Source organism: Neogemmobacter tilapiae, from assembly GCF_014652215.1.
GTDB lineage: Bacteria > Pseudomonadota > Alphaproteobacteria > Rhodobacterales > Rhodobacteraceae > Neogemmobacter > Neogemmobacter tilapiae.
Genome location: NZ_BMYJ01000001.1, coordinates 91,688 through 116,461, shown reverse-complemented (window position 1 = coordinate 116,461; position 24,774 = coordinate 91,688). Strand labels below are relative to the sequence as shown.

Below are 24,774 nucleotides of genomic sequence, written 5' to 3'. Positions count from 1 at the left end.
TCCGTTCATTCACCCCGATGTTCTAGCCGGACTTTACCGCCCGCAACAGCCCCCGATCCGGGTCGGCGTAATCATGCCAAACCCCTTGCGGATCGCGGATGCGATGGCCCTTTGGCCCCGCCGCCAGATAATCCGGCCCCAAGGGCACTTTCCCATGCCCCCCCGGCAGGTCGATCACATACTGCGGCAGCGCCGTGCCGCTAATCTTGCCCCGCAGGGCGGCCATGATCGCTTGCCCCTCGGCAATCGTGGTGCGGAAATGCTCGCCCCCCCGCACCAGATCGGCGTGATGCAGATAGTAAGGTTTTACCCGCAACATCAGCAGCTTACGGAACAAGGCTTCCAAGATTTCAGGGGCATCATTCGCCCCCCGCAACAGCACCGATTGCGACAGCACGGGTACCCCGCCCTTGACCAGCCGCGCCAAAGCGCCCTCAGCCTCGACCCCAATCTCATCCGCATGGTTCACATGCAGCACCATCCAGACCGCAGGCCGCAGATCCATCGCCTTGACCAGCGCGGGCGTAATCCGTTCCGGGGAAACCACCGGAATCCGGCTGTGCAGGCGGATCAGATCGACATGCGGGATCGCCGCAATCCGTTCCAGCAACCCAATGATCCGCCGCTCGGAAAGCATCAAGGGATCGCCCCCCGTCAGGATCACTTCGCGAATTGCAGGCCGCGCCGCCACATAATCCAGCGCCGCCGCAAGGTCGGCCTCGGCCAAAGGCCCGGCATCCCCCACCACTTCGCGCCGGAAACAAAAACGGCAATGCACGGCACAGGTAAGCGTCGCCCGCAGGATCACCCGATCCGGATAACGGTGCGTCAGACCCTTCACCGGGCTATGCACCTCATCGCCAATCGGATCGACCAGCGCCAGATCACTAACCACCAGTTCCCGCCCATCCGGCAAAAACTGCGCCGCCACGCCGGGCATATCCAAACGCGCCGCCATGGCCGCGCTGACCCGCAAAGGAAAGCCCGTGGTTTCGGCCAGATCTTGGTGATGGGCGATGTTCATGGCGCGGCCTTTACGCTTTGCCAAAGACTCACTCAAGCCCATTCATCTTGCCAAAAATACCTCGGGGTTTGGGGCAGAGCCCCAATTCATCCCACCCCCATCAAACGCAACGCCCGGTCCTGATCCAGCAGCCACAGCAAAACCCGTGCCGCCTTGCCCCTCTCGCTCGTCAAAGCCGGATCAACCGCCAACAATGCTCGCGCATCAGACTGCGCCAAGGCCATCAGGCCCGTTTGCCTTTCAAGATCCGCCACCTTGAAACGGGGCAAGCCGGATTGCGCCGTGCCGATCAGATCGCCCGCCCCACGCATCGCCAAATCTTCCTCGGCAATGCGGAAACCATCCTCACTGTCGCGCAGCATTTCCAGCCGTCGCCGACCGGACTCGCTCAAGGGGGCCTGAAACATCAACAAACAGGTCGACTCCGCCGAACCGCGACCCACGCGCCCCCGCAACTGGTGCAACTGCGCCAGCCCAAAGATTTCCGCCCGTTCCACCACCATAATCGACGCATTGGGCACATTCACCCCCACCTCGATCACCGTTGTCGCCACCAGAACCGAGGTCCGCCCTGCCACAAAAGCCGCCATCGCCGCGTCTTTTTCGGCAGGCGGCATCTGGCCATGCACCAAGCCCACGACACCCTCACCCAAGGCCGCGCGCAGCGATTCAAACCGTGCCACGGCGCTGGCATAGTCCACGACTTCGCTTTCCTCGACCAAGGGGCAAACCCAATAGGCCTGCCGCCCCTCGGCGACCGCGCGGCGCAGATGATCCACCACCTCGTCCAGTCGGCCCGTGGAAACCAGCGCCGTCTTCACGGGCTTACGCCCCGGCGGTTTTTCATCGAGCACCGACACGTCCATATCGCCATAACTCGCCAGCGCCAGCGACCGTGGAATGGGCGTCGCCGTCATCACCAACACATCCGCCGCCCCGCCCTTGGCGCCCAACTCCATTCGCTGGGCCACGCCAAAGCGGTGCTGTTCATCCACCACGGCCAACCGAAGATCATGGAAATGCACGTCTTTCTGGAACAGGGCATGGGTGCCCAGCAAAACATCAATCCGCCCTTCGGCTAGATCAGCCAGCTTCGCCGCCCGTTCCACCCCCTTGTCGCGGCCAGTCAGAATTTCCAGCCTTATCCCCGCTGCCTCGGCCATCGGGGTCAGGCTTTCCAGATGCTGCCGCGCCAGAATTTCCGTGGGGGCCATCATCGCGGCTTGCCCGCCCGCCTCGACCGCGATCAGACAGGCCAGAAAGGCCACCAAAGTCTTTCCCGCCCCCACATCGCCCTGCAAAAGCCGGTTCATCCGCAGGGGGCTAGCCATGTCGGCGGCAATCTCGTCCAGCGCGCGAATTTGCGCTCCAGTTTTCGAATATGTCAGACTTTTCAGAACCTTATCTTGCTTTTCACGCGTGAAATGACTCTCCCGTCCCTTGCCCCGCCGCGCCGTCGCGCGGGCCAAGGCAAGGGTCAATTGATGGGCAAAAAGTTCATCATAGGCCAGCCTCGCCCTTGCCGGCGCGGTCGCGGCCAGATCCTCGGCCCCCCTCGGCCCATGCGCCGCCTTGACGGCGGCCTTCCAATCCGGCCACCCCTCCCGGGCCTTCAAAGGCCCATCGATCCATTCCGCCAGCTCCGGGGCCCGCGCCAAAGCCCCCGCCGCCGCCTTCGCGACCACCTTTTGCGTGACCCCGGCAGTCAGCGGATAGACCGGCTCATAGCCCGGCAACTCCCCCGCCTCTTCGATCCGCAAAACATGATCGGGGTGGGTCATCTGGGCCACCCCATCGAACAGCTCCACCCGCCCCGAAACCACCCTCTTCTGCCCCGTCGGCAATAATTTCGTCAGGTAATCCCCCCGCGCGTGGAAAAAGACCAGCTGAAACTCCAGCAAGGAATCCCGCACCATCACCCGATACGGCCGCCCCTTCGTGCGCGGCGGGAAATGCCCGCCCACTGTCACCTCCACCGTCACCACCCCCGGCAGGTTCACCTCGCGGACAGATGATTTCCGGCTCCGATCCACCCCGGAATGGGGCAGCAGATAAAGCAGATCCTTCGGCCGCTCGACCCCCAGCCCGGCAAAAGCCCTGGCCGTCTTTTCCCCCACGCCCTCCAGCGTTTCCAAACCCGCGAACAGGGGGAACAGGATTTCCGGCCGCGTCATGCCTGACCGATCAGCGCAAGCCAGGCGTCTTCATCAATCGTCTCGATCCCCAGCTTCGCCGCCTCTTTCGCCTTTGACCCCGCCCCCGGCCCCGCCACCAGCAGGTCCGTCTTCGCGCTGACCGACCCCGCCACCTTGGCCCCCAAGGCTTCTGCCCGCGCCTTCGCCTCGGCCCGCGTCATCTTTTCCAAGCTGCCGGTGAATACCACCGTCTTGCCGGCCACCGGATTGTCGCGGATCACCCGCCGCACCGCATCTTGCACGTCCAGATGCGCCACCAAAGCGTCAATCGCGGCCCTTTCCCGATCATTCTGGAAGGTCTGCACAACCGAGGCCGCCAGCACCGCGCCGACCCCATCAATCGCGGTCAGCTCCGCCCATTCCGCCCCCTCACCGACCTTGGCATGGGTCATCCCCGCCTCAAACGCCGCCCAACTGCCGTAATGCTGCGCCAAAAGCCCTGCCGTGCTTTCCCCCACATGCCGGATTCCCAGCGCAAAGATCAGCCGCGCCAGCGGGATGCTTCGTTTCGCCTCAATCGCGGCAAAAAGGTTGGTGGTGGACTTGTCCCCAAACCCATCGCGATTCTTCAGCTTTTGCAAAGGATTGGCAGCATCCCTTTGCGCCAGAGTAAAGATGTCGGCGGGGGTTTTGATGGGCAGATGGTCGTCCTTGTAGAACATCTCCACCTGTTTCGCGCCCAGCCCCTCGATATCGAAGGCATGGCGGCTGACGAAATGTTTCAGGCGCTCCACCCCCTGCGCCGGGCAAATCAGCCCGCCAGTGCAGCGACGAACCGAATCCCCTTCCTCACGCACAGCCGGACTGCCGCATTCGGGGCAGATGTCGGGCATGATCCAAGGCGTCGACACGGCGGGCCTTTGCGCCAGATCGACATCGGCCACCTTTGGGATCACATCGCCCGCCCGGTAGACCTGCACCCAATCGCCCACCCGAATGTCCTTGCCCTCGCGGATCAAGCCGCCCTTGCTGTCGCGGCCGGCGATGTAGTCTTCGTTGTGCAGGGTCGCATTCGATACGACCACGCCCCCCACCGTCACGGGTTGCAGCCGCGCGACCGGGGAAAGCGCACCCGTGCGACCCACCTGAATGTCGATGGAGAGCAGCCGCGTCCAAGCCAATTCCGCCGGAAACTTGTGCGCCATGGCCCAGCGAGGCGTGGACGAACGAAAGCCCAGACGGTTCTGAAGCGCCAGATCGTTCACCTTATAGACCACACCGTCGATATCATAGCCGAGCGTCGCACGTTGGCTTTCGATGCGGCGATAATGGGCCAACAGCGCCTCGGGGCCGTCACACAAAACCGTCAGTGGGTTTGTTTGAAAACCCAGATCTTTCAAACGGTTGATTGCACCTATTTGTGTATCGCTCAAAGGTTCTGAAAGCTCACCCCAGGTATAGGCAAAGAACCGCAGCGGACGGCTGGCCGTGATACTGCTGTCCAACTGCCGTAAGGAACCTGCCGCGCCGTTGCGCGGGTTGGCAAAGGTCTTTTCCCCAGCCTTGGCCTGCCGTTCGTTCAGCGCGGCGAAGTCGGCATGCGACATATAGACCTCGCCCCGCACTTCCAGCACCTGCGGAGCGCCGATCAAAGCCCTCGGAATATCGTTTATTGTTCGGGCGTTTGCGGTGACATCTTCACCCACCTCTCCATCGCCCCGCGTCGCGGCCTTGACCAAGTGGCCGCCCTCGTAGCGCAGGGAAAGCGACAGGCCATCAATCTTGGGTTCAGCCGTGTAGGTCAAGGGGCCGCGCAGGTTCAGGTATTTGCAAACCCGATCCTCAAAATCGGTCACGTCGTCATCCGCAAATCCATTCTCAAGGCTCAGCATGGCGACGCGATGCGTCACCTTGCCAAAGCCTTCGGCCACAGTGGCCCCCACCTGATCGCTCGGGCTGTCGGGCCGTTTCAGGCTTGGAAAACGCGCTTCAATTTCGGCATTCCGCCGTTTCAGCGCATCGTAATCCGCATCCGAGATTTCCGGCGCGTCCAGCGTATGGTAGGCAGCGTTCGCCTTTGCGATTTGCTCGGCCAGCGCGGCCAGTTCTTGCCGCGCCCGTTCTGCCGTCAATTCATCCACCGGAATCGTCATGCCCGCCCCCATCGCCTGTTCACAGGTTTAGGCAGGGGCGAGGCAATGGTAAAGTCTGGCTAAGGGTCAGGCTGTGGCCGCCAGGCGGCGCGGCATATCCATCGCCGCCGGATCGCGCAGTACATAGCCGCGGCCCCAGACGGTTTCGATGTAGTTCTGGCCCCCTGTTGCCTCGGCCAGTTTCTTGCGCAGCTTGCAGATGAAGACGTCGATGATCTTTAGTTCCGGCTCATCCATGCCGCCGTAAAGATGGTTCAGAAACATTTCCTTGGTCAGCGTGGTGCCCTTGCGCAAGGAAAGCAGTTCCAGCATCTGATATTCTTTGCCGGTCACATGCACGGGCTTGCCTTCGACATCCACCGTCTTGGCATCCAGATTCACGTTCACTTGGCCCGTGCGGATCACCGATTGGGCATGGCCCTTGGAGCGGCGGATGATGGCGTGGATGCGGGCCACCAATTCCTCACGATGGAAGGGTTTGGTCAGATAGTCGTCTGCGCCAAAACCAAAGCCTTTGATCTTGTTTTCCGTATCGTCTGAACCGGTCAGAATCAGAATCGGGGTGTCGATCCGCGACTGGCGCAGTTGGCGCAACACTTCATGCCCGCTCATATCCGGCAGGTTCAAATCCAGCAGGATCAAGTCATAGTCATAAAGCTTTGCAAGATCGATTCCGTCTTCGCCCAGATCAGTGCAATAGACGTTCAGGTTCGCGTGGGTCAGCATCAATTCAATGCTGCGCGAGGTTGCAGGATCATCTTCCACCAACAAAATACGCATCGGGTTTCCTCGTCCCCAAGGGTTAAGCTGGTTTCACCATGCCGCCCATTGGTTAATTACCCGTTACTGTGGCATATGCTCGACAAAAAACAATCTAGGGCTGACGAAATTTCTGAATGGCCGTCACTTTCAAGGCCTGCACACCATGCGTTTCCACGGCACCGCGCCAAAGCGCGAACTCCTCAGCCGATAGGGCATAGCGTTGCAAAGCCTCAGATTCCGGAATCAGGCCGTATATCACCGCCTTGACCACCACCGCCTTTCGGCTGGCCACCCAGCGCCGGGTATCGGCTGGCGGCAGGTCGGCGCGGCTAAGGCGGCTGCCGTCCGGAAGGACAATCTGCCGGGGGCCATCGACTTTCTTCAGGAACATGATCCAACCCTTTTCGCCGTTCGTCTGTGCGACCATGCACGATCACGCTTAACCAGTGGTGAAGGCCGGGGGTTGAGAGTAGATAGGATTTTCATATATTCAGAACGAAACAACGCTTCCCCCGGACAATCATGGCCTTTGATCACCCGCTCAACTCGTTGGGCTTACCCAAACCTCCTTCGGAAACCCGCGTGGTCGTGGCCATGTCGGGCGGCGTGGACAGCTCTGTCGTGGCAGCGGAGCTAAAGGCGCAGGGCTATGACGTGGTGGGTGTGACGCTGCAATTGTATGACCACGGGGCGGCGCTGGCGAAAAAGGGCGCCTGCTGCGCGGGCCGGGATATCCATGACGCGCGGCGGGTGGCCGAGGCGATGGGCTTTCCGCACTACGTGCTGGACTATGAAAACACCTTCCGTGAAGCGGTGATCGAGGAATTCGCGGATGCCTATCTTGCAGGGGCGACGCCGGTGCCCTGTATCCGTTGCAACGAACGGGTGAAGTTCAAGGATCTGCTGGCGACAGCGCGGGATCTGGACGCTGATTGCATGGCGACGGGGCATTATATTCAGCGGAAAATGGGCGGACGGGCCGAACTGCACCGGGCGGCGGATGCGGTCAGGGATCAAAGCTATTTCCTGTTCTCGACAACGCAAGATCAGCTGGACTTTCTGCGCTTTCCGCTGGGCCATCTGGGTTCCAAAGCGGAAACGCGGGCCTTGGCTGCGAAATACGGGCTGCCCGTGGCGGATAAGCCGGACAGCCAGGACATTTGTTTTGTGCCCAACGGGAATTACGCAGCGGTGATCGAAAAACTGCGGCCTGGGGCCGCCGAGCCGGGCGAGATTGTCGATTTGGAAGGCAATGTTCTGGGCCAGCACAACGGGGTGATCCATTACACCATCGGCCAGCGCAAAGGGCTGGGCATCGGGGGGCTGGAGACACCGATCTATGTGGTGCGGCTGGATGCGGATATGAAGCGTGTGGTGGTCGGTCCGAAAGAGGCGCTTTCGACGCGGATGGTGCCCCTGCGCGAGATCAACTGGCTGGGCGACGTCGATCTGACCTCAAAGGCGGAATGGCATATCGAGGTGAAGGTGCGCTCGACGCGCCCGCCGCGCGCCGCCATCCTGCGGCCGATTTCGGCGCATGAGGCGACGGTGGAACTGCTGTCGCCCGAAGATGGGGTGTCGGCGGGGCAGGCCTGCGTGTTCTATCAGCCCGACAGCAGCCGCGTTCTGGGCGGCGGATGGGTCTGGCGGGGATATTGAACGCGACCACAAGCCAAACAAAAGGCGGCCCTAGGGCCGCCTTTTTCATTCTACGGGTTGGTCCCCTTACATCGCGGCGCGGCGACCGGCTTGACGTTGCGCTGTCAGCTCCTCGGACACGAGGAAAGCCAGCTCCAACGCCTGGCTCGCGTTCAGGCGCGGGTCGCAGGCGGTGTGGTAACGGTCGGACAGATCCTCATCCGTCACAGCCCGCAGACCGCCGGTGCATTCGGTCACGTCCTGCCCGGTCATTTCGAAATGCACGCCCCCCGGAACCGTGCCTTCGGCGGCATGGATCGCAAAGAATTCGCGCACCTCGCGCAGGACCGAGTCAAACGGCCGCGTCTTATATCCCGAGGCCGCCTTGATCGTGTTGCCATGCATCGGGTCGCAGGACCACAGCACCTTGGCGCCTTCTTCTTGCACCGTCTGGATCAGGCGCGGCAGATGGTCGCCCACCTTGCCCGCCCCGAAACGCGCGATCAGGGTCAGTCGCCCGGCCTCGTTTTCCGGGTTCAGTTTCGCCATCAGCACTTTCAGATCTTCGGCGGTCGTCGTCGGCCCGCATTTCAGACCAATGGGATTCTGCACCCCGCGGCAGAATTCGACATGCGCCCCGTCCGGCTGCCGCGTGCGGTCACCGATCCAAAGCATATGACCCGAACCCGCGACCGGCAGGCCGGTCACAGAATCGACCCGGCAAAGCGCCTCTTCATATTCCAGCAGCAGCGCCTCGTGGCTGGTGTAGAAGTCGACCGCCGCAAGCTGATGCGCCGTGTCGCCATCGACCCCGGCCGCCGCCATGAAGTCCAGCGCGTCGCTGATCCGGTTCGACAGTTCGCGGTAGCGTTCTGCCTTGTCATGTTCGGCAAAGCCAAGGGTCCAAGAATGAACCCGGTGAATATCGGCATAGCCGCCCGTCGAAAACGCGCGCAGCAGGTTCAAGCTGGCTGCCGCTTGGGTATAGGCTTGCAGCATCCGGTTCGGATCGGGGATCCGCGCCTCGGGTGTCGCATCAAAGCCATTGATGATGTCGCCCTTGTAGCTGGGCAGTTCGACGCCATTGATCACTTCCATCGCCGCCGAACGCGGTTTGGCAAATTGCCCCGCCACGCGGCCCACTTTCACCACCGGAACCTTCGCCCCATAGGTCAGCACAACGGCCATCTGCAACAGCACGCGGAAGGTGTCGCGGATGTTGTCCGCGCTGAATTCGGCAAAGCTTTCGGCGCAATCGCCGCCCTGCAACAGAAAGGCCTTGCCCTCAGACGCCGCCGCCAGCGATTTCTTCAGCCGACGCGCCTCGCCCGCAAAGACCAGCGGCGGATATTTCGAAAGCTGCGCCTCGACCGAATAAAGCGCCTGCTGATCCGGATAATCGGGCATCTGCACCCGGGGCTTTGCGCGCCAGTCAGCTTTTGTCCATCCCTTGGTCATGGGTCATTCTCCGATCAGGTTAATCTGCGTTCTATAGGGGATTCGTGCCGCATCTGCAAAGGGCGAAAGCGCAGGCTGGCCCTTGCAGATGTGCAGATAAGGTGCAAAGGTAGCCCATAACCGACACAAATAGGTCGCAACATGGCCTCGCCACGCGCCACCCGCCTGCCCGAAGAATCGCATCCACGGCGTTTCGTCTTTCTGCTTCTGGACAAGTTCACGCTTTTGTCCTTTTCCAGCGCCATCGAACCGCTGCGCATTGCCAATTATGTCGCCGGTGAGCGGCTTTATTCCTGGGCACTGGCGGGCGAGCCCGGCAAGGGCGGTTTGGCCCACAGTTCCAATGGGGCCAGTTTTACGCTGGATATGGGGCTGGAGGAGGTCAACCGCGACGATACAGTGCTGGTTTGCGGCGGATTGGATGCGCCACAGGCCGCCACGCGGGGCGTTGTCGGCTGGCTGCGGCGTGAGGCGCGGCGCGGGGCCATCATGGGCGGGCTTTGCACCGGGGCTTGGGCCTTGGCCAAGGCTGGTCTGCTGGACGGCAAGAAAGCGACGATCCACTGGGAAAATCAGGACGGTTTCGCCGAGGATTTTGATGAGGTGAAGCTGCAAAAATCGGTCTTTGTGATCGACGGCAACCGGATGACCAGCGCGGGGGGCACGGCCTCGCTCGACTTGATGCTGAAACTGATCGCGGCGGATCATGGGGAGGATCTGGCCAACACCGTCGCCGATCAGCTGATCTATTCCTCGATCCGCACCGATCAGGACAGCCAGCGCCTGTCGATCCCCACCCGCATAGGCGTGCGGCATCCGAAACTGTCGCAGGTCATTCAGATGATGGAGGCGCATATCGAAGATCCGATCAGCCCCTCGGATCTGGCGGAAGAGGTCGGCATGTCGACACGGCAGTTGGAGCGGCTGTTCCGACGCTACCTGAACCGCAGCCCGAAACGCTATTACATGGAAATCCGCCTGCAAAAGGCACGAAATCTGCTGATGCAGACAGATATGAGCGTGATCAACGTGGCGCTGGTCTGCGGCTTTGCCAGCCCGTCGCATTTTTCCAAGTGCTATCGGTCGCAATACAACACGACGCCCTACCGTGAGCGGGGCAGTCAGGGCGGGATGCCGGGCGTGCGGTTGTCGATCTAATTAGCGGAACAGCACCAAAGCCCCCGGCGACCAGGCCACACGCGTCCGCGCGCCAATGTCCAGCACCGGGCGGCCAAAGACGTTGCGCATCGAAATCCGCACCGGATGATCGGCCCCATCCAGACGCAGATCGTAATAGGTCATGTCGCCGTAATAGACGACCTCTTCTACGGTCGCCATGCTTTCGCGGTCGGTCGCGGTCTGCCCCTCGAACAGGATGGTCAGGGTTTCCGGCCGCAGCCCCACCGAAACCTCACCGGAACCCGAACCCATCACTTGGCTCGCATCCAGTTCGACGCGGCCAAAGCCCATCGCCTCCACCTCGACCTTGCCGTTTTCTGACAGGATCTTGGCGGGCATAAAGTTCATCGTCCCGATGAAATCGGCCACCTTCCGGCTGTTTGGCCTGCGATACAGCGTTTCCGGGTCCGCCAGCTGCGCAATCTGGCCCTCAAACATCACGGCGATCCGGTCAGACATGACCAGGGCTTCTTCCTGATCATGCGTCACCAGAATGAACGTGATCCCCACCTGCCGTTGCAGCCGGATCAACTCCACCTGCATCTGTTCCCGCATCTTCTTGTCCAAGGCCGACAGCGGCTCGTCCAGCAACAGCACCTTCGGCTTTAAGATCAGCGCCCGTGCCAAGGCCACCCGCTGCCGCTGCCCGCCCGACAGCGCATGGGCCGCCCGCTTGCCGTAGCCCTTCAGCCCGACCATCTCCAAAGCCTCGGCCACAGCTTTCGCCTTGTCGGCCTTGCTCATCGGGTCACGCCGCAGGCCAAAGCCGACGTTTTCCTCCACGCTCAGATGCGGGAAAATGGCGTAAGACTGGAACACCATATTCGTGGGCCGCACGTTCGCCGCAACCCCTTCCATATTCTTGCCGTCAATCAGCACAACACCCGACGAGATGCTTTCAAACCCCGCAATGGTGCGCAAAAGCGTCGTCTTGCCGCAGCCCGATGGTCCCAGCAGCGAAAAGAACTCGCCCGCCTTGATGGTGGCCGTGATGCCGCGCAGGGCGTGATAATCGCCGTAATATTTGTGGACATCACGGAATTCGATCATGTCCGGGCGGTCGGTGGTCGCGGTATTGGTCACAGGAAGCCTCCGGTATCCTTGCCACCCGTCTTGGCGATGCCACGGCGGCGGAAATATTCAGCAATGATCAGCAGCGTGATCGACAAAAGCACCAGCACCGTTCCCAAGGCCATCATCGACGGCACACGGGCAGGGAAACGGAAGTTGCCGAAGATATAGACCGACAGGATCGGTTGCCCCGAACCTAAGAAGTTCGCGATGATGAATTCATCGATGCTGATGGTAAAGCAGATCAGGAACGACGACAGAATGCCGGGCATGACCAAGGGCAGGATGATCAACCGAAAGGTTGACGCCGCAGACTCGCCCAAGTCATAGGCCGCTTCTTCCAACGACCGGTCCAACGACTGGAAAGCGGCGGTCAGGATAACCACGGCAAAAGGCGTGCAAACCAGCACATGGCCCAGAATGATCGTCCAGATCGACAGGGAAATGCCCATCGACAAAAGCACCGTCAAAAGCGCCATCGCAACGATCATCTCGGGCAGCACCAGCGGCAGCGTGATCAAGCCTATGATCGGCCCCTTGCCCTTCCAGTCATATCGAACCGAAGCCCGGGCGGCAAAGATGCCAAGGATCGTTGAGAGCGTCGCCGTGACAACGGCAATCGTCAGGCTGTTCTTGGCCGCAATGCGCAATTGGCTGTCAGCCCACATCTGACCAAACCATTCCGTGGTAAAGCCTGACAGCGGAAAAGCCACGATCTTGCTGTCGTTAAAGGCAAAGATCGGCAGCAGGATGATCGGCGCGTAAAGGAACAGCAGATAGATAATGGCATAGCTGCGCAGGATGGGGAATTTCATTTGCGGGCCCCCAGGAAACGGCGGTTCAGCAGCACAAAGGCCACACTGACCGCGGCAACGATCAGCATCACCGTCATGGCCAGGGCCGAGCCCATCGCCTGATCGCGTTGTTTCAGCATCTGGCTTTCAATCACATTGGCAATCATCGGCACCTTGCCGCCGCCAATCAGCTCTGGCGTGATGTAATCGCCCACCGTCGGGATAAAGACGATCAGCACCGCGGCAATCACCCCCGGCATGGTCAGCGGCAAAGTCACGCGCAGGAAGGTCACGAACCGGCTTTCGCCCAGATCCTGCCCGGCCTCCAGCAGGGAACGGTCCACCTTTTCCAGGCTGACAAAGATCGGCAGGATCGCAAAGGGCGCATAGGCATGGGCAAGGGTAATCACGATGGACAAAACCCCGTTCGACAGGATGTTCACGGGTTCTGAGGCCAGTCCCACGCTCATCAGCGTGCTGTCGACGATGCCGTCATAGCCCAAGATCACCCGCCACAGCGAAACGCGGATCACATAAGAGGTCCAGAAGGGAATGGTGATCAGGAACAGCCAAAGCGACTTTTTCGACGGGCTGACGTTAAAGCTGATGAAATAGGCGATGGGATAGGCCAGCAGAACCGTAACCAAAGTCACCGACATCGACACCCAAAGCGAACGCATCATGATCGCCTGATAAATCCGGCCCGACCAGACCTCGGCATAGTTCTGCAAGGTAAAGGGGGTCGATACACTCCCCCCGGTCGAGGTCAGAAAGGAAAAGAACAACACCGTCGCCATGGGCGCCGCCAAAAGCAGCATCACATAGATGGCCGGGGGGCTGACCAACAGATAGCCCGATGCCGCCTCTGACCGGCGGAAACGTTCCCAGGCCGAGCCACTCATCGTGCTTTTCCCATGATTGTCGCCCCCCTGAAGGCTTTTCTTTCCCAGTTTTGTGGCATGGAAAAGCGGGTCTGAAAAGAGGGCAAAGCCCCGCCGCCCGGCAGAAATGATTGTTTCAGTTGCAGCAAACCGAAAAATCCCCTTGCAGAACAAGGGGATCGGATTTGATCATTTTTTGGGCGAAAGGCGCGTTAGCCCATGACCTTTTCAACGGCAATGGCCCGCTTGCGCAATTCCTCATACAGGGTCGGCACCACCCGCAAAGCGCAGACCGAGGCACGAAGCGCATCAGAAAGCCGTTCTTCGTTCACCTGCTGACCATCCACACGCCAAACCATGCGGCGCGCCACGCCGTCGTCATAGACGATCTCGGTCGCCCCGGCGCGATTCTTGCGCATTGCCAAAAAGTCCGCGCCCCCATGGGGCGCGTGAAACGCTGCCTGATGTCCCATTTTTGGGCCCTTTTATTTTCACTGCTCGATTGGGCATTTTTGCCTCTGATGGCAGGTTGATCCGATTATTCCAAATCGGTCAATCGTTTAGTGCATCGCCCCCGCAGATTGAGCCCCGCGATTGAGTCCGCCGTGCAACAGTCAGACATAGCTTTCGCCGGGCGGGCTACGCAGCAGGCTGGCAAGCCGGTCGCCCGCCTCTTCAATCGCCGCAATCGACAGACTGCCGTTCACCGCCAGCCGAACCGCATGGGGCGCGCGGCCGTGGATCAGCGCATATTCATCAGCAGAGCGCAGCAAAACCCCCTGCCCTTCGGCCATGCGCGCAAAGGTCGAGGCCCGCCACCCCGAAGGCAGGCGCACCCACATAAACGGCAGCCCCGGCTGCCAGCCCAGATCATGCGCGCCCAGATGGTTGACCAAGGCATGGGCGCGTTCCGCCAGCGCCGCCCCCACCGCTTTGCGAATACGGTGGGCCTCGCCCGATTGAAGCAGGGCCAGCACCATCTGGTGCAACGGGCGCGACAGGGCGAAAAACGAATGCTGCGCCGTCAGGCGCGCGGTTTCGCCCATGCCGGTGGGGCAGACGATATAGCCAAAGCGCAGCGCCGCCGAAATCGTCTTGGCAAAACCCCCAATATACCAGCAGCGTTCTGGGATCAGGGCGCGCATCGCCGGCAGATCATGTTCGGGTGTCGCATAGCAATTGTCCTCGATCACTTGCAGATCATGTCGCCGGGCAATCTCAGCAATCGCAGCGCGGCGTTCCGCCCCCATCCGCGCCGCTGTGGGGTTCTGGGCCACCACCGTCAGGCACAGAACCTGCGCCCGCGTCTTGCGACAAACCGCTTCCAGCGCCTCGGGGATGATGCCTTGATCGTCCATTTCCACGCCAATGACATCGGCGCGCGCCAGACGGGCGGCATGGCGGAAACCGGGATAGGCCAGTTCTTCGGTCAGCACCACCGGGCGGTCGCCCCGCAAGCAACACAATAGGATGGTCAGGATCGCGGATTGTCCGCCTTGTGTCAGTGCAATGTCCTCGGGTGTCACCGAACCCAACATCCGGTAGGACAGCCATTTCACCACCTCGGCCCGCAAGGGGGCCTCATCCCGCTGGCTGGTATAGTCAAACCATTCGCCCTGCATCTTGGCCGACATTTCGGCCAGAATCTCACTGAACACCGCCGCCTGCCCGACATCCGGCACCACTGGCGCGCGCAGATCAAGGAAATTTCCCTGCCCTTTCAAATGGCCCATGTCCATATACAGGGGCTGCGTCGGCCCAAGGCGCGGGCTTGCGGCGGCGACAAAGGTGCCGCGCCCGACCGTCGCCGACAACAGCCCCTCTTGCGTCGCCACCTGATAGGCGCGGGCGACGGTGCCGGGGGTGATGCCCAGATCATAGGCCAGATCCCGCACCGGCGGCAGTTTGTGGCCGGGGGACAATTCGCCAGATTGTATCGCCTGTCGCAGGGCGCGGGACAGGGCCAAGAACTTTGGCCCGTCAAATTGTGCCAAATCAGGTTTCCAGATTGTATTCATCACAAAACTTCTCTGGCGGGTATCACTGACATAATGTATCTTCTCTTTATCGGAATTGCAAGATTGTATCAACACAAAGGAGAAAGCCATGACCACCGTCTTCACGCAACCCCTTCGCCTCGTCTTCCGAGCGCTGGAAGGCGCCCGCGTGTCGAAGGTTGTCACGGCCTGGGCCGCCCGCCAACAGACGCGGGGCGCCCTGAAACGCCTTGACCCCCATCTTCTGCGCGACATCGGTCTGAACCAGAATGACGCCCATGCAGAATGCGCCAAACCTTTCTGGCGGGACTGATCCCACCAGAGGTTCCCCTGACTGGGCCGGGTTTCCCGGCCCAATTTTTATTTAGGTGGATACATCCTCTGGACCATGATCCTTTGCACGCAAGGCCAGCTTCGGATTCGGTGGCCCCCTACCGTCGCTTAGAAGCGCTTCCACTGCCTCCAAGAGGTCGATCACCGATTCCGATACGTCTTCACCCATCGCATCACGCAAAGCACTCTCGAGTCCAGCGTCGAGCGCCCAGTGCACATAGGCCCATTCGACGGCTTCCGCACTCTTGATGTATGCTGCCTCTATGGCACTATAGAGTTTGTCATCAATTTCCATCGCCATCCCCGGTAACATTCTGAAAAGCTCGCGTCGCACTGCATAACCCGCCGCATGATCGAAGCTTGACAATCTCAGTCCCCGCCACAAACCAAAAGGGCCCGCAAATCGCGGGCCCTTTCGAAAACTGTCCAACCAGATCAGCGCTTGGAGAACTGGAAGCTGCGGCGGGCTTTGGCCTTGCCGTATTTCTTCCGTTCGACAACACGGCTGTCGCGGGTCAGGAAGCCTGCCGCTTTCAGCGCACCGCGCAGGGTGGGTTCATACAGTTGCAGGGCTTTGGAAATGCCATGCTTCACGGCACCCGCTTGGCCCGACAGACCACCACCGGCCACGGTGGCGAACACGTCGAACTGGCCTTCAACACCCGCGATGGTGAAGGGCTGACGCAGGATCATCTGCAACACCGGACGAGCAAAGTATTCGCCCATCGTCTTGCCATTGACCACAACCTTGCCCGAACCCGGCTTGATCCAGACGCGGGCGACCGCATCCTTCCGCTTGCCGGTGGCATAGGAACGGCCCAGCGAGTCACGAACAGCGACGCGCGGTGCAGCAACAGCGATTTCAGCCGGGGCCGCAGCGGTGCCCGAAACGGCAGATTTCAGATCGTCGAGGGATTTGATATCAGCCATGATCAGGCGCTCCGCGTGTTCTTGGGATTCATCGCCTTGACGTCAAGGACGGTGGGCTGCTGGGCTTCATGCGGGTGCGCAGCACCGGCATAAACCCGCAGGTTCGACATCTGCTGTGCGCCCAGGCTGTTGCGGGTGATCATCCGCTCAACCGCTTTGATCACCACGCGCTCGGGGTGATTGCCTTCCAGCACCTGACGCGCCGTGCGGAACTTGATCCCGCCCGGGTGGTTCGTGTGCCAGTAGTAACGCTTGTCGTCACGCTTGTTGCCGGTCATCTGCACCTTGTCGGCGTTGATGACGATGACATTGTCGCCCATATCCATGTGCGGCGTGAATGTCGGCTTGTTCTTGCCCCGAAGGACATTCGCCACGATCGTCGCAAGACGGCCCAGAACAACGCCTTCGGCGTCGATCAGGATCCATTTCTTGTCGATGTCCGCAGGCGTTGCGGTAAAGGTTTTCATCGGTTTGAACCATCAGATAGGGCGAGGGTTTCCCCCCGGAATCTCGGATGGGGGTATATCCTCTGACCAGGCGATCAAGTCAAGGCATCTACAGAAGTTTTATCCATTTAAAAACAATACATTAACGATGGGGTATTAATATACCCCAATCATTTCAGCCGGGGCGGCTTGTCCGGGTCCATGCCGGGGGCCTTCGGTGCAAGGACTTCGGCGGCTTTGGGTGCCAGCACCGGAAACTGCATCCCGACGCGCACAAACTGCGCAAGAACCGGCGCATCGGGGGCAACAAAGGTGACATCCATCTCGCCCGCCTCGACGCCGGAAAACACCAGCGCCTCTTGGGCCGCGCGGGCAAGGGCCGGTTCGGCAGCCTCGGCCGCCCCGACAAAGGCCAGAAGATGCCCCTTGCGACCGCTGGCATACTCAACGCCCGCCAGCCATGCGCCAGTCGTCAGGCCGTGGAAACCCGCGATCTTTTGGCCCAGTTGGGCGATCAGAGCAGGCGGCAATGCCCCCGGCCCATGAAAACGGCGCGGCGCATCGGCGGCATCCTGGGGGGCCTGGGTAAGTAGGTCAGCCAGCCATTCCATCGCCTCGGGCGGCAGGATGAACTGGCTGGGGGCCCCAAGGTTCAGCCCCAGGCCGATCCCCTGCCCTGCCAACTGCGCGGCAATCACCCGACCGGGGAGCGCGGCATAGTCTGACAGGCCACCGGTGAATTCGACAAGGCGTTCTTCGCTATCAAATGCCAGAACCACCGAGCCTTCGGCCAGGTCAAAAACCTTGGGCGAAAGATTCTGCCCCTCGGCCTCTGATGCCAAAAGCAGATACCATTCGGTGTCGGCGACGGCGCCATAATAAGACAGTCTTGCCGCATCCTCATCAGCTGCCAGCATCGCCTGAAAGGCGAGATCGATGTTGCTGGTCATGCGCGCCTCCGCCCCGTTTCGTCAAAACCGCGGTAGTCCTCCACAAAGCGGACCGCAAGCCCAGAGATCGGCACCCGGGCAACAGTCTGCCGCCTGCCGCAGCCGCAGCATTGCCCCCCTTCCCCCTGAAAGCTATGCTTTGACCGACAGGGAACCCCTACCCGGTCAGGATCATGTATCGCGTTTCAAGTTTTTTGCAGCATTTCGCTTGGGCCCTGATTTCGGGCAGCCTTCTTGCGTCAATTTGGCTGAACATCGACCCGGCCAGCTATTACGACATCGTCGAATATCGCGTGCTTTCGCTGCGTGGCCTATCGGGCCGCAGCGACGCAATCTACACCCTGCGTCATTTTGTGGCCTTTGCCTTGATGCCGCTTTTTCTGTTCTATCTGGCCAAGGAATTGTGGGAAGCACTGCGTTTGGAACGTGGCGCCATGCGACGCAAACGCGGGGGAATCCCAATTCTGGGTGGTCTCGGTGGGATGATCGGGGCGGCGCTTGTCTGGGTGGTTTTGAACAGTCTTTGGCCGATGGAAGAAGGGATTGACGCCACAACCGGCTGGACCCTTACGCTGGGCAGTGACGTGGTACTGACCTATATGTTTGGCCGCTTGCTGTTTCGTCCCAACAGCCCCGCGCTGCATGTTCTGCTGCTGCTCACGATCGTGATGGATATTGGCGGGCTTTTGGTTTTCGGATTGGCAACAGTCGACTTGGCACCGCGTCTGCTTTGGCTGGTTTTGCCGTTGCTTGCCGCTTGGGCGGTTTGGGTCTTTGCCGCAAGACACCGCAACCATCCACAGAGCGAATTGGAACGGCAGCGCGCGTTGCGGCTTTGGCCCTATCTGCTGGCCATGTTTGCAAGCTGGTTGGGTGTCGCCGCAAGCGGCCTACCGCCCGCCTTGGGCTTATTGCCGATTCTGCCGCTAATTCCCCATGCGAACCATGCTTTTGGCATGTTCGCCGAGGCCGAAGAACTGCTGCATGATCCGCTGAACCGCATTGCCCATGCCTTGGTCTGGCCCTTGGTCGTGACGATGGCGCTTTTTGGTTTTACGCATGGTGGCATCGACCTAGCCGCGTTTGCCCCCGTCAGTTTGGCTGTTCTGGGCGCTTTGTGGTTTGGCAAACCCTTGGGCATTCTTGCGGGCGCGCTGATCGTGGCCCCGCGTTTGGGCTATCGCCTGCCGCCCAATTTGCGACGTCGCCATTTGGGGTTTATCGCATTGCTTTGCGGCATGGGGTTTACGCTTCCCACCCTGACCATGGATGGAAGCCTGCCCGGCGGCTATTTGCAGGAAGCCGCCCGTTTCGGATTGGCGCTATCGCTTTTGATGGGTATTTTCGCGATCTTTCTTGGCCGCATTCTCCGATCAACCCGCCGCAAACGCTAGGATCACATCCCCGTGCGGCCCCATCTTTGCCTTCAAACTGGCGCGGATGGTCACTATTGGTTAAGTCGGGCAGAGTAGAAGCGTTTCGGAACGCAACGGGAACATAAAGCAGTTGCAAGGCCGGGCATGATCGAATTCGAAGGGGTCAGCAAGTCGTTCTGGACCGGGGTTCGCCGCAAGGTGATCCTCGACCGCGCGTCCTTTCGGGTCGAGCTGGGCAATTCCCTGGGGATTCTTGCCCCGAATGGTGCCGGAAAAACCACGATCATCAATATGATGGCGGGCCTTGAACAACCGGATGAGGGTCGGATCGTCCGAACCAGCCGTATTTCCTTTCCGCTTGGCTTTATGGGCGGTGTTATCAGCCGCCTGACTGCCAATGAAAACGCCCGTTACATCGCCAAGCTTTACGGCCTTGATCCCGATTATGTCGAGGCTTTCTCACGTTGGCTTTGTGGGCTTGAGGAGTACTTCGACCGCCCAGTTGGCCTTTACTCGGCCGGAATGCGGTCGCGGTTCAGTCTTTCGCTGCTTCTGGCGTTGGAATTTGACATCTATCTGATCGACGAAGGTATGCCCGCCACGAACGACGTTGAATTCAATCGCAAGGCGGGCAACGTCTTGCGCGACCGTCTGCGCGGGGCCACGGTGATTGTGGTGTCACATCAACCCAGGACTCTGGAAAAATTTTGCCGCTCGGCCGCCGTTTTGCGGCATGGACAGCTTTACATGTTCGACAATCTTGAGGAAGCCAAGCGCTTGTATGCCTATGAAGCTTAGTGTCAGCCGCTATCGCACACGGACGGTCTCTGCGGACAAAGTGGCGCAGGCGGCCGAAGAGTCGCTCTCCCCCGGGGCAGCCGCGACGCAACCCGGTTCGAACGGATTGTTTGACAACTTCGACGACGGCTTTGGCGAACAGCGTTTTGAAACGGCCCGCGGGACCGCGACGCCATCTGACGCGCCCAAGCGAGGGGCTAAGGGGCCGGTCGACATCGACGCCATCAAGGCCGAAGGGCTAAGCAGTCGCCAACTGCGTCTGGCCCGTCGTCTGGCGTCACGGCGCGGCATGAACCCAACTTCTGATTTTGACGCGGTGCGTCTGCTGCGCCTTGCGGGCATTGATCCATTCCAGCGCGGGCGCCTGCTCGAATTGGTTCATCCGACCGCCGAACTCAAGGCCGAAGCCCAGCCTGCCGTTGAAAATGAGATCCCAGCGCGACCCGTTCCATCGGACGGCGTGCGCCTACCGACAACCATTCGCCCCGTTTCTCTTCCCAGCACCGAACAGCGTGCCGAGCAAGCGCACCTGTCGGATTTGATGCAGATTCAGCGCGACATCAGTCGTCGCCGTCGTCGCAAATCCGCTTTGCTGATGGCGCGCTTGTTTGTCTTTGTGATGCTACCCGCTGTCATCGCCGGCTACTACTTTTATGTCGTGGCGACACCGCTGTATTCGGCAAAATCCGAATTCGTGATTCAACAGTCAGAAAACGTCATGGCCGGTGGCATGGGAGGTCTGCTGCGCGGCAGCCCGATGGCAACCCAACAAGATTCGATCGCGGTTCAGGGGTTTTTGCAATCCCGTGAGGCGATGCTGCGGCTGGACGAGGATTTAGACTTCATCGAACATTTCAGCGCGCCAAGCGTTGACGAATTGCAGCGTTTGCAGCCCGGTGCCAGCATGGAGGCCGCCTACAAAGTCTATCAAAACAAGGTGCGCATTTCCTATGACTCGACCGAAGGCATCATCAAGATGGAGGTGATGGCCACTGACCCAGCGACGGCGGTTCAATTTAACGAGGCGCTGATCAGCTATGCGGAAGAGCAGGTCGACGAACTCACCCAGCGGATGCGCGGCGATCAGATGCAGGGGGCACAGGATAGCTATGCTGATGCCGAAGGAAAACTGGTGGAAGCCCAGCGTCGTCTTGTCGATCTGCAAGAGGGATTGAGTGTGCTTTCGTCGGATATCGAGGTGCAGTTGATCACCGCACAGATTGGTCAACTGGAAACCCAAATGACAACCGAACGGCTTTCTTTGGCGCAGATGCTGTCAAACCCTACCCCGAATGAAGCGCGGGTTGAGCCGATCAAGCAAAGGATCGTGACGCTACAAAACCAGATTGATGATTTGCGCGCCAAGTTGACGGAGGGCACAGCGGATGCGCAGTCTTTGGCCAAAATCAAGGGCGAACTTTTGATGGCCGAGGCGGAAGTGCGCCGGCGGGAACTTCTGGTGACGCAGGCCGTAGAGTCGATGGAGACAGCGCGAGTGGAGGCGAACCGCCAGACCCGCTATCTGTCGGTTTCCGTCCACCCGATCCAACCAGACGCCGCGGCCTATCCACGCGCTTTTGAGAACACGCTGGTTGCGCTTCTAATTTTTGCGGGTATCTACCTGATGTTGGCAATGACCGTAGACATCCTGCGGGAGCAAGTTTCAGGATAGAGTTGGCAATGAAAAACGTAAACATCGGCGGCCTGACGGTCGGCAATGATCAGCCTTTGCTCGTTATTGCTGGTCCCTGCCAGCTAGAAAGCTTGGATCATGCGCAGATGATCGCCGGGCATATGGCCGAAGTCTGCAAAGCCGCCGGGGCGCAATACGTGTTCAAGGCCAGCTATGACAAAGCCAACCGCACCAGCCTGAAGGGGCGGCGCGGCCTGGGAATGGAGGCCGGGCTGCAAGTCCTGGCCAAAATCAGGTCGATGGGTCTGCCAGTGCTGACGGATGTTCATGACATCGAACAAGCCAAAGCGGCGGCGGAAGTGGCTGATGTGATCCAAATTCCAGCTTTTCTTTGCCGACAAACTGATCTTTTGCTGGCGGCGGGGCAGACAGGGGCCGTGATCAACATCAAGAAAGGGCAATTTCTGGCCCCTTGGGATATGGCGAATGTGGCCGACAAGGTGGCCTCGACCGGCAACGAGAATATCCTTTTGACGGAACGGGGGGTCAGCTTTGGTTACAACACGCTTGTCACCGACATGCGCAGCTTGCCAATTTTGGCAAAGACCGGCTGGCCTGTGGTGATGGATGCCACCCATGCGGTCCAGCAACCGGGTGGTCAGGGTGGATCATCCGGCGGGCAGCGAGAGTTCGCGCCGGTCATGGCGAGGGCCGCCGTGTCGCTGGGCATTGCCGGTGTGTTCATTGAAACGCATCAGGATCCAGACAATGCGCCGTCGGACGGACCGAACATGATCCGACTGGATCAGATGGGTGCCTTGGTACACAGTCTGATGGATTTTGACCACTTGGCCAAGGCCAATCCAATCCGAATTTGATGGCTAAAGCAGCAGATCATTGTTGGCAAAGTTGGCCATTTTGGTGATGCGGATTTCCAGATCAGCCTTCTTGTCGCCGTTCACATCGGCGAGCAGCAAGATGTCACGACCCACATCGGCCCACCAGACCGAAAAGGCTTGAGGCTTGGCGCCAGAATAGACAAATTTCTGGTCGCCATCCTTTCGGATGTTGGCGTCGATCAACCGCAAATCAATCTCGTCCACCAATTTTGTGAAGTCATGCACGACATCACGCATATGACTGGCACGGCTGTCTTTGGGCGTCTGGAAAACGAACCGATCAGCGAAAAGATCTTGTCCCCCATACAGGATATCGCGCCCGCCGCCACCGACCAGCGTGTCGGCACCATCATTGCCCCACAGCGTGTCTCGTCCACGAAACCCTTTGAGCATATTGCCAATATCGTTTCCCTGAAGACGGTTGTCATCAACGTTGCCTTCCGCCGACCGGGCAATACTGCCGACCAGTCGCAGTTGCTCAAACCCGGCATCCAGAATCCAGTCCACATCGGAAATGACCGTATCGTGACCGCCACCAACAATTTCCAAAAGGACGTCGCCCAGGCCGTCCACAACAAAGGTGTCATCCCCCATACCGCCTTCAAGGGTATCATTGCCTGCGCCGCCATCCAGCCAATCGTCGCCGGTGGAACCTGACAGCAGATCGGCATCGCTGCCGCCCTGCAAGCTGTCATTTCCGGTATCACCAAAAATGGAATCCCGACCCGCGCCGCCCTGGACGGTATCATCGCCGGCAAAGCCAGCATAACTGTCGTGGCCAGACAAGAGATCGACAAGATCGTCCCCCGCGGTGCCCAACAAAGTGTCGTTCAGGGCGGTCGGTGCGGCATGGCCCGCGTTTCCACCGCCCACGGGCACAGGGTCCGGTTCGGTAAAGGTCAGCAGCGACCCAATTTGCGCCAAATGCAGCACCCCATCCAATATGCCGTCCGCGGCATCCAAGGCGGCCATCCGCCGCGGCCCGCCATAGACAATCGCGGCCCCTTCGCGGCCCGGCAGTCCGAGTATGAGATCCGCGAAACCATCGCCATTGACATCCGCAAGTTGACCGCCACCCGCCTGATCGCCAACCAGACCTTCGATGATGTAACCCCGATTGCCGTCGAGGTTCGCCAGATTAAGACTTGCGGCCGAACCCTGCGCCTGACCGAAAACCAGATCGACCCGGTCGCCGCCTGCCACCAAAAAATCCCGCAGACCGTCGCCATTCGCGTCACCATACCCTCCGGCGGCAAGGCTGACGCCCGCCCCCTCCATCCGGAAACCTTGGCTGACATCCAGCGCCGCCAGATCCACGCTGTTTGCGAAACCGGTCGTCCTGCCAAACAACACGAAACTGGTGGTTTGCGCCGAAAGACTATCTTCGCGCCCTTCGATCAGCAGATCGTCGACCCCGTCGCCATTGATGTCAAACAGCCGCTCGACCCGCGTCAGTTCTGCCAAAGGGACGTTGAAACCCAAGCCTGCCCCCATTGGCAGACCTTGCGCGTCTTTGGTCCGACCGCCCATCGCGGCCGCACCAAAGACGACGATCAAGCCCGCCGTCGTCCGCAGACCCAGATCGGCCAGCCCGTCCTTGTTGAGATCGCCAACAGCAAAACCGCCCGTCGCATTCTGATAAACATCATTGCCAGAAAAGGGGCTTACCAGCAGGTTAAGACTGTCAGGGTGACGTGCACCGTCGCCAAACAAGACATGCACCTGCGTGCCGGCGGGATCTCCGACCAAAATGTCTCGATACCCATCGCCGTTGATATCGCCCAAACCGGCCAAGGTGAAATCGCCGCCCACCCCTTCTGGCAGGATCAGTTTGGTGGCCTGTCCCGGTTGCAGTGCTGCCGCCGATACCACGTCGCCCCACCCACCAGAGTGACCATAGAGGATGTATCCCTGTCGGGTCGCGCCAGTTCCACCGTAATCGGATGCTCCGATCAGAAGATCGTCAAGCCCGTCCCCATCGACGTCACCGGCGGCAGCGACGACGCCACCGATACCCGCATTGGCGATATCGCCTTGTATAGCCGTAAAGATTTGTCCGTCGGGAGGCAGCCCGCCTGCAAAGGCCAAATCGATCTGTCGCGCCAGATCGCCATTGCCACCGTAGAAGACAAAGATTTGCCCCGTGGCCAGCAAACCCGGTGTCTCGGCATAGCCGTCACTGGCTGTCGGTACCGAGACGGCGAAATCCTGATGCCCGTCGCCGTTGATGTCACCGATCGCGGCCACCCGACTGCCAAAACCAGCCCCCGCCTCGGGCCCCAGAATGATCGTGCCGCCATATCCCGTCGTCATAACC

General features: G+C 60.2%; 23 protein-coding genes. 7 read left to right on the top strand and 16 right to left on the bottom strand.

Translation table 11 applies throughout. The features are described 5' to 3' along the window. Positions 1-22: 22 nt before the first annotated feature. From IE095_RS00615 to sciP, 5 genes are all read right to left on the bottom strand, one after another. A complete protein-coding gene (locus IE095_RS00615) occupies positions 23-1,066 on the bottom strand; it encodes a KamA family radical SAM protein (protein WP_189409471.1) in 1,044 nt (347 codons plus the stop codon). A 44-nt stretch (positions 1,067-1,110) separates the two neighbouring features. Further along, on the bottom strand, positions 1,111-3,198 hold the full coding sequence (gene recG, locus IE095_RS00610) for an ATP-dependent DNA helicase RecG (protein ID WP_189409469.1): 2,088 nt from the start codon (positions 3,196-3,198) through the stop codon (positions 1,111-1,113). Then, on the bottom strand, positions 3,195-5,312 hold the full coding sequence (gene ligA / locus IE095_RS00605; protein WP_189409468.1) for an NAD-dependent DNA ligase LigA: 2,118 nt from the start codon (positions 5,310-5,312) through the stop codon (positions 3,195-3,197). The genes recG and ligA overlap by 4 nt, the downstream gene beginning before the upstream one ends. A 66-nt stretch (positions 5,313-5,378) precedes the next feature. Next, on the bottom strand, positions 5,379-6,092 hold the full coding sequence (ctrA, locus tag IE095_RS00600) for a response regulator transcription factor CtrA (RefSeq protein WP_189409466.1): 714 nt from the start codon (positions 6,090-6,092) through the stop codon (positions 5,379-5,381). A gap of 94 nt (positions 6,093-6,186) precedes the next feature. Then, a complete protein-coding gene (gene sciP, locus IE095_RS00595; RefSeq protein ID WP_189409464.1) occupies positions 6,187-6,465 on the bottom strand; it encodes a CtrA inhibitor SciP in 279 nt (92 codons plus the stop codon). 131 nt (positions 6,466-6,596) lie between these two features. Here sciP and mnmA point away from each other — a divergent pair, with 131 nt between their 5' ends. Continuing rightward, positions 6,597-7,733, top strand: coding sequence for a tRNA 2-thiouridine(34) synthase MnmA (mnmA, locus tag IE095_RS00590; RefSeq protein WP_189409463.1), 1,137 nt, complete (start codon positions 6,597-6,599; stop codon positions 7,731-7,733). A 66-nt stretch (positions 7,734-7,799) separates the two neighbouring features. Here mnmA and IE095_RS00585 read toward each other — a convergent pair whose 3' ends face one another. Beyond that, a complete protein-coding gene (locus IE095_RS00585; protein WP_189409460.1) occupies positions 7,800-9,170 on the bottom strand; it encodes a class II 3-deoxy-7-phosphoheptulonate synthase in 1,371 nt (456 codons plus the stop codon). 141 nt (positions 9,171-9,311) lie between these two features. Between IE095_RS00585 and IE095_RS00580 the strand changes: the two genes are divergently transcribed. After that, positions 9,312-10,328, top strand: coding sequence for a GlxA family transcriptional regulator (locus tag IE095_RS00580; protein WP_189409459.1), 1,017 nt, complete (start codon positions 9,312-9,314; stop codon positions 10,326-10,328). On the opposite strand, the gene IE095_RS00575 is transcribed toward IE095_RS00580, so the two are convergent. The 5 genes from IE095_RS00575 to IE095_RS00555 form a co-directional block, all read right to left on the bottom strand. Continuing rightward, complete coding sequence (locus IE095_RS00575; protein WP_189410108.1) at positions 10,329-11,399, bottom strand: ABC transporter ATP-binding protein; 1,071 nt, start codon at positions 11,397-11,399, stop codon at positions 10,329-10,331. It lies immediately after the preceding gene. Positions 11,400-11,428: 29 nt separating this feature from the next. Beyond that, positions 11,429-12,235, bottom strand: coding sequence for an ABC transporter permease (locus IE095_RS00570; RefSeq protein WP_189409457.1), 807 nt, complete (start codon positions 12,233-12,235; stop codon positions 11,429-11,431). Next, positions 12,232-13,116 (bottom strand): ABC transporter permease, encoded by an 885-nt coding sequence (locus IE095_RS00565; protein WP_189409455.1) that lies wholly within the window; start codon positions 13,114-13,116, stop codon positions 12,232-12,234. The genes IE095_RS00570 and IE095_RS00565 overlap by 4 nt, the downstream gene beginning before the upstream one ends. A gap of 191 nt (positions 13,117-13,307) precedes the next feature. After that, positions 13,308-13,514, bottom strand: coding sequence for a hypothetical protein (locus IE095_RS00560; protein WP_189409453.1), 207 nt, complete (start codon positions 13,512-13,514; stop codon positions 13,308-13,310). Positions 13,515-13,709: 195 nt separating this feature from the next. Further along, positions 13,710-15,113 carry an aminotransferase-like domain-containing protein gene (locus tag IE095_RS00555; protein ID WP_229804378.1) on the bottom strand — a complete coding sequence of 468 codons (1,404 nt, stop codon included), beginning with the start codon at positions 15,111-15,113 and terminating at the stop codon, positions 13,710-13,712. Positions 15,114-15,201: 88 nt separating this feature from the next. Between IE095_RS00555 and IE095_RS00550 the strand changes: the two genes are divergently transcribed. Further along, on the top strand, positions 15,202-15,405 hold the full coding sequence (locus tag IE095_RS00550; protein ID WP_189409450.1) for a DUF1127 domain-containing protein: 204 nt from the start codon (positions 15,202-15,204) through the stop codon (positions 15,403-15,405). Positions 15,406-15,456: 51 nt separating this feature from the next. Here the strand turns inward: IE095_RS00550 and IE095_RS00545 are convergent, their stop codons facing one another. The 4 genes from IE095_RS00545 to IE095_RS00530 all read right to left on the bottom strand — a co-directional run bounded on the left by IE095_RS00545 (position 15,457) and on the right by IE095_RS00530 (position 17,751). Next, complete coding sequence (locus IE095_RS00545; protein ID WP_189409448.1) at positions 15,457-15,792, bottom strand: hypothetical protein; 336 nt, start codon at positions 15,790-15,792, stop codon at positions 15,457-15,459. A gap of 68 nt (positions 15,793-15,860) precedes the next feature. Beyond that, positions 15,861-16,355, bottom strand: coding sequence for a 30S ribosomal protein S9 (gene rpsI / locus IE095_RS00540; protein ID WP_189409446.1), 495 nt, complete (start codon positions 16,353-16,355; stop codon positions 15,861-15,863). 2 nt (positions 16,356-16,357) lie between these two features. Beyond that, entirely contained in the window at positions 16,358-16,822 is a 465-nt protein-coding gene (gene rplM, locus IE095_RS00535) for a 50S ribosomal protein L13 (protein ID WP_189409444.1), read from the bottom strand. A 149-nt stretch (positions 16,823-16,971) separates the two neighbouring features. Next, positions 16,972-17,751, bottom strand: coding sequence for an SseB family protein (locus IE095_RS00530; protein WP_189409442.1), 780 nt, complete (start codon positions 17,749-17,751; stop codon positions 16,972-16,974). Positions 17,752-17,924: 173 nt separating this feature from the next. Between IE095_RS00530 and IE095_RS00525 the strand changes: the two genes are divergently transcribed. The 4 genes from IE095_RS00525 to kdsA all read left to right on the top strand — a co-directional run bounded on the left by IE095_RS00525 (position 17,925) and on the right by kdsA (position 22,436). Next, complete coding sequence (locus IE095_RS00525) at positions 17,925-19,145, top strand: Na+/H+ antiporter NhaA (RefSeq protein ID WP_189409441.1); 1,221 nt, start codon at positions 17,925-17,927, stop codon at positions 19,143-19,145. A gap of 126 nt (positions 19,146-19,271) precedes the next feature. Continuing rightward, entirely contained in the window at positions 19,272-19,925 is a 654-nt protein-coding gene (locus IE095_RS00520; RefSeq protein WP_189409439.1) for an ABC transporter ATP-binding protein, read from the top strand. Then, positions 19,915-21,597: a KpsE/RkpR family capsule polysaccharide export protein gene (locus tag IE095_RS00515; RefSeq protein ID WP_229804377.1), complete on the top strand. Its 1,683-nt coding sequence runs from the start codon at positions 19,915-19,917 to the stop codon at positions 21,595-21,597. The genes IE095_RS00520 and IE095_RS00515 overlap by 11 nt, the downstream gene beginning before the upstream one ends. Before the next feature lie 8 nt (positions 21,598-21,605). Continuing rightward, on the top strand, positions 21,606-22,436 hold the full coding sequence (kdsA, locus tag IE095_RS00510) for a 3-deoxy-8-phosphooctulonate synthase (RefSeq protein ID WP_189409435.1): 831 nt from the start codon (positions 21,606-21,608) through the stop codon (positions 22,434-22,436). Positions 22,437-22,439: 3 nt separating this feature from the next. Here the strand turns inward: kdsA and IE095_RS00505 are convergent, their stop codons facing one another. After that, on the bottom strand, positions 22,440-24,770 hold the full coding sequence (locus IE095_RS00505) for a M10 family metallopeptidase C-terminal domain-containing protein (protein WP_189409433.1): 2,331 nt from the start codon (positions 24,768-24,770) through the stop codon (positions 22,440-22,442). Positions 24,771-24,774 lie beyond the last annotated feature (4 nt).

What these genes read in the sequence shown, in the direction of transcription:
- IE095_RS00615 (WP_189409471.1), bottom strand. Translation starts at nt 1,066, where the DNA reads ATGGGCTTGAGTGAGTCTTTGGCAAAGCGTAAAGGCCGCGCCATGAAC.
- recG (WP_189409469.1), bottom strand. Translation starts at nt 3,198, where the DNA reads ATGACGCGGCCGGAAATCCTGTTCCCCCTGTTCGCGGGTTTGGAAACG.
- ligA (WP_189409468.1), bottom strand. Translation starts at nt 5,312, where the DNA reads ATGACGATTCCGGTGGATGAATTGACGGCAGAACGGGCGCGGCAAGAA.
- ctrA (WP_189409466.1), bottom strand. Translation starts at nt 6,092, where the DNA reads ATGCGTATTTTGTTGGTGGAAGATGATCCTGCAACCTCGCGCAGCATT.
- sciP (WP_189409464.1), bottom strand. Translation starts at nt 6,465, where the DNA reads ATGTTCCTGAAGAAAGTCGATGGCCCCCGGCAGATTGTCCTTCCGGAC.
- mnmA (WP_189409463.1), top strand. Translation starts at nt 6,597, where the DNA reads ATGGCCTTTGATCACCCGCTCAACTCGTTGGGCTTACCCAAACCTCCT.
- IE095_RS00585 (WP_189409460.1), bottom strand. Translation starts at nt 9,170, where the DNA reads ATGACCAAGGGATGGACAAAAGCTGACTGGCGCGCAAAGCCCCGGGTG.
- IE095_RS00580 (WP_189409459.1), top strand. Translation starts at nt 9,312, where the DNA reads ATGGCCTCGCCACGCGCCACCCGCCTGCCCGAAGAATCGCATCCACGG.
- IE095_RS00575 (WP_189410108.1), bottom strand. Translation starts at nt 11,399, where the DNA reads ATGATCGAATTCCGTGATGTCCACAAATATTACGGCGATTATCACGCC.
- IE095_RS00570 (WP_189409457.1), bottom strand. Translation starts at nt 12,235, where the DNA reads ATGAAATTCCCCATCCTGCGCAGCTATGCCATTATCTATCTGCTGTTC.
- IE095_RS00565 (WP_189409455.1), bottom strand. Translation starts at nt 13,116, where the DNA reads ATGAGTGGCTCGGCCTGGGAACGTTTCCGCCGGTCAGAGGCGGCATCG.
- IE095_RS00560 (WP_189409453.1), bottom strand. Translation starts at nt 13,514, where the DNA reads ATGCGCAAGAATCGCGCCGGGGCGACCGAGATCGTCTATGACGACGGC.
- IE095_RS00555 (WP_229804378.1), bottom strand. Translation starts at nt 15,113, where the DNA reads ATGAATACAATCTGGAAACCTGATTTGGCACAATTTGACGGGCCAAAG.
- IE095_RS00550 (WP_189409450.1), top strand. Translation starts at nt 15,202, where the DNA reads ATGACCACCGTCTTCACGCAACCCCTTCGCCTCGTCTTCCGAGCGCTG.
- rpsI (WP_189409446.1), bottom strand. Translation starts at nt 16,355, where the DNA reads ATGGCTGATATCAAATCCCTCGACGATCTGAAATCTGCCGTTTCGGGC.
- rplM (WP_189409444.1), bottom strand. Translation starts at nt 16,822, where the DNA reads ATGAAAACCTTTACCGCAACGCCTGCGGACATCGACAAGAAATGGATC.
- IE095_RS00530 (WP_189409442.1), bottom strand. Translation starts at nt 17,751, where the DNA reads ATGACCAGCAACATCGATCTCGCCTTTCAGGCGATGCTGGCAGCTGAT.
- IE095_RS00525 (WP_189409441.1), top strand. Translation starts at nt 17,925, where the DNA reads ATGTATCGCGTTTCAAGTTTTTTGCAGCATTTCGCTTGGGCCCTGATT.
- IE095_RS00520 (WP_189409439.1), top strand. Translation starts at nt 19,272, where the DNA reads ATGATCGAATTCGAAGGGGTCAGCAAGTCGTTCTGGACCGGGGTTCGC.
- IE095_RS00515 (WP_229804377.1), top strand. Translation starts at nt 19,915, where the DNA reads ATGAAGCTTAGTGTCAGCCGCTATCGCACACGGACGGTCTCTGCGGAC.
- kdsA (WP_189409435.1), top strand. Translation starts at nt 21,606, where the DNA reads ATGAAAAACGTAAACATCGGCGGCCTGACGGTCGGCAATGATCAGCCT.
- IE095_RS00505 (WP_189409433.1), bottom strand. Translation starts at nt 24,770, where the DNA reads ATGACGACGGGATATGGCGGCACGATCATTCTGGGGCCCGAGGCGGGG.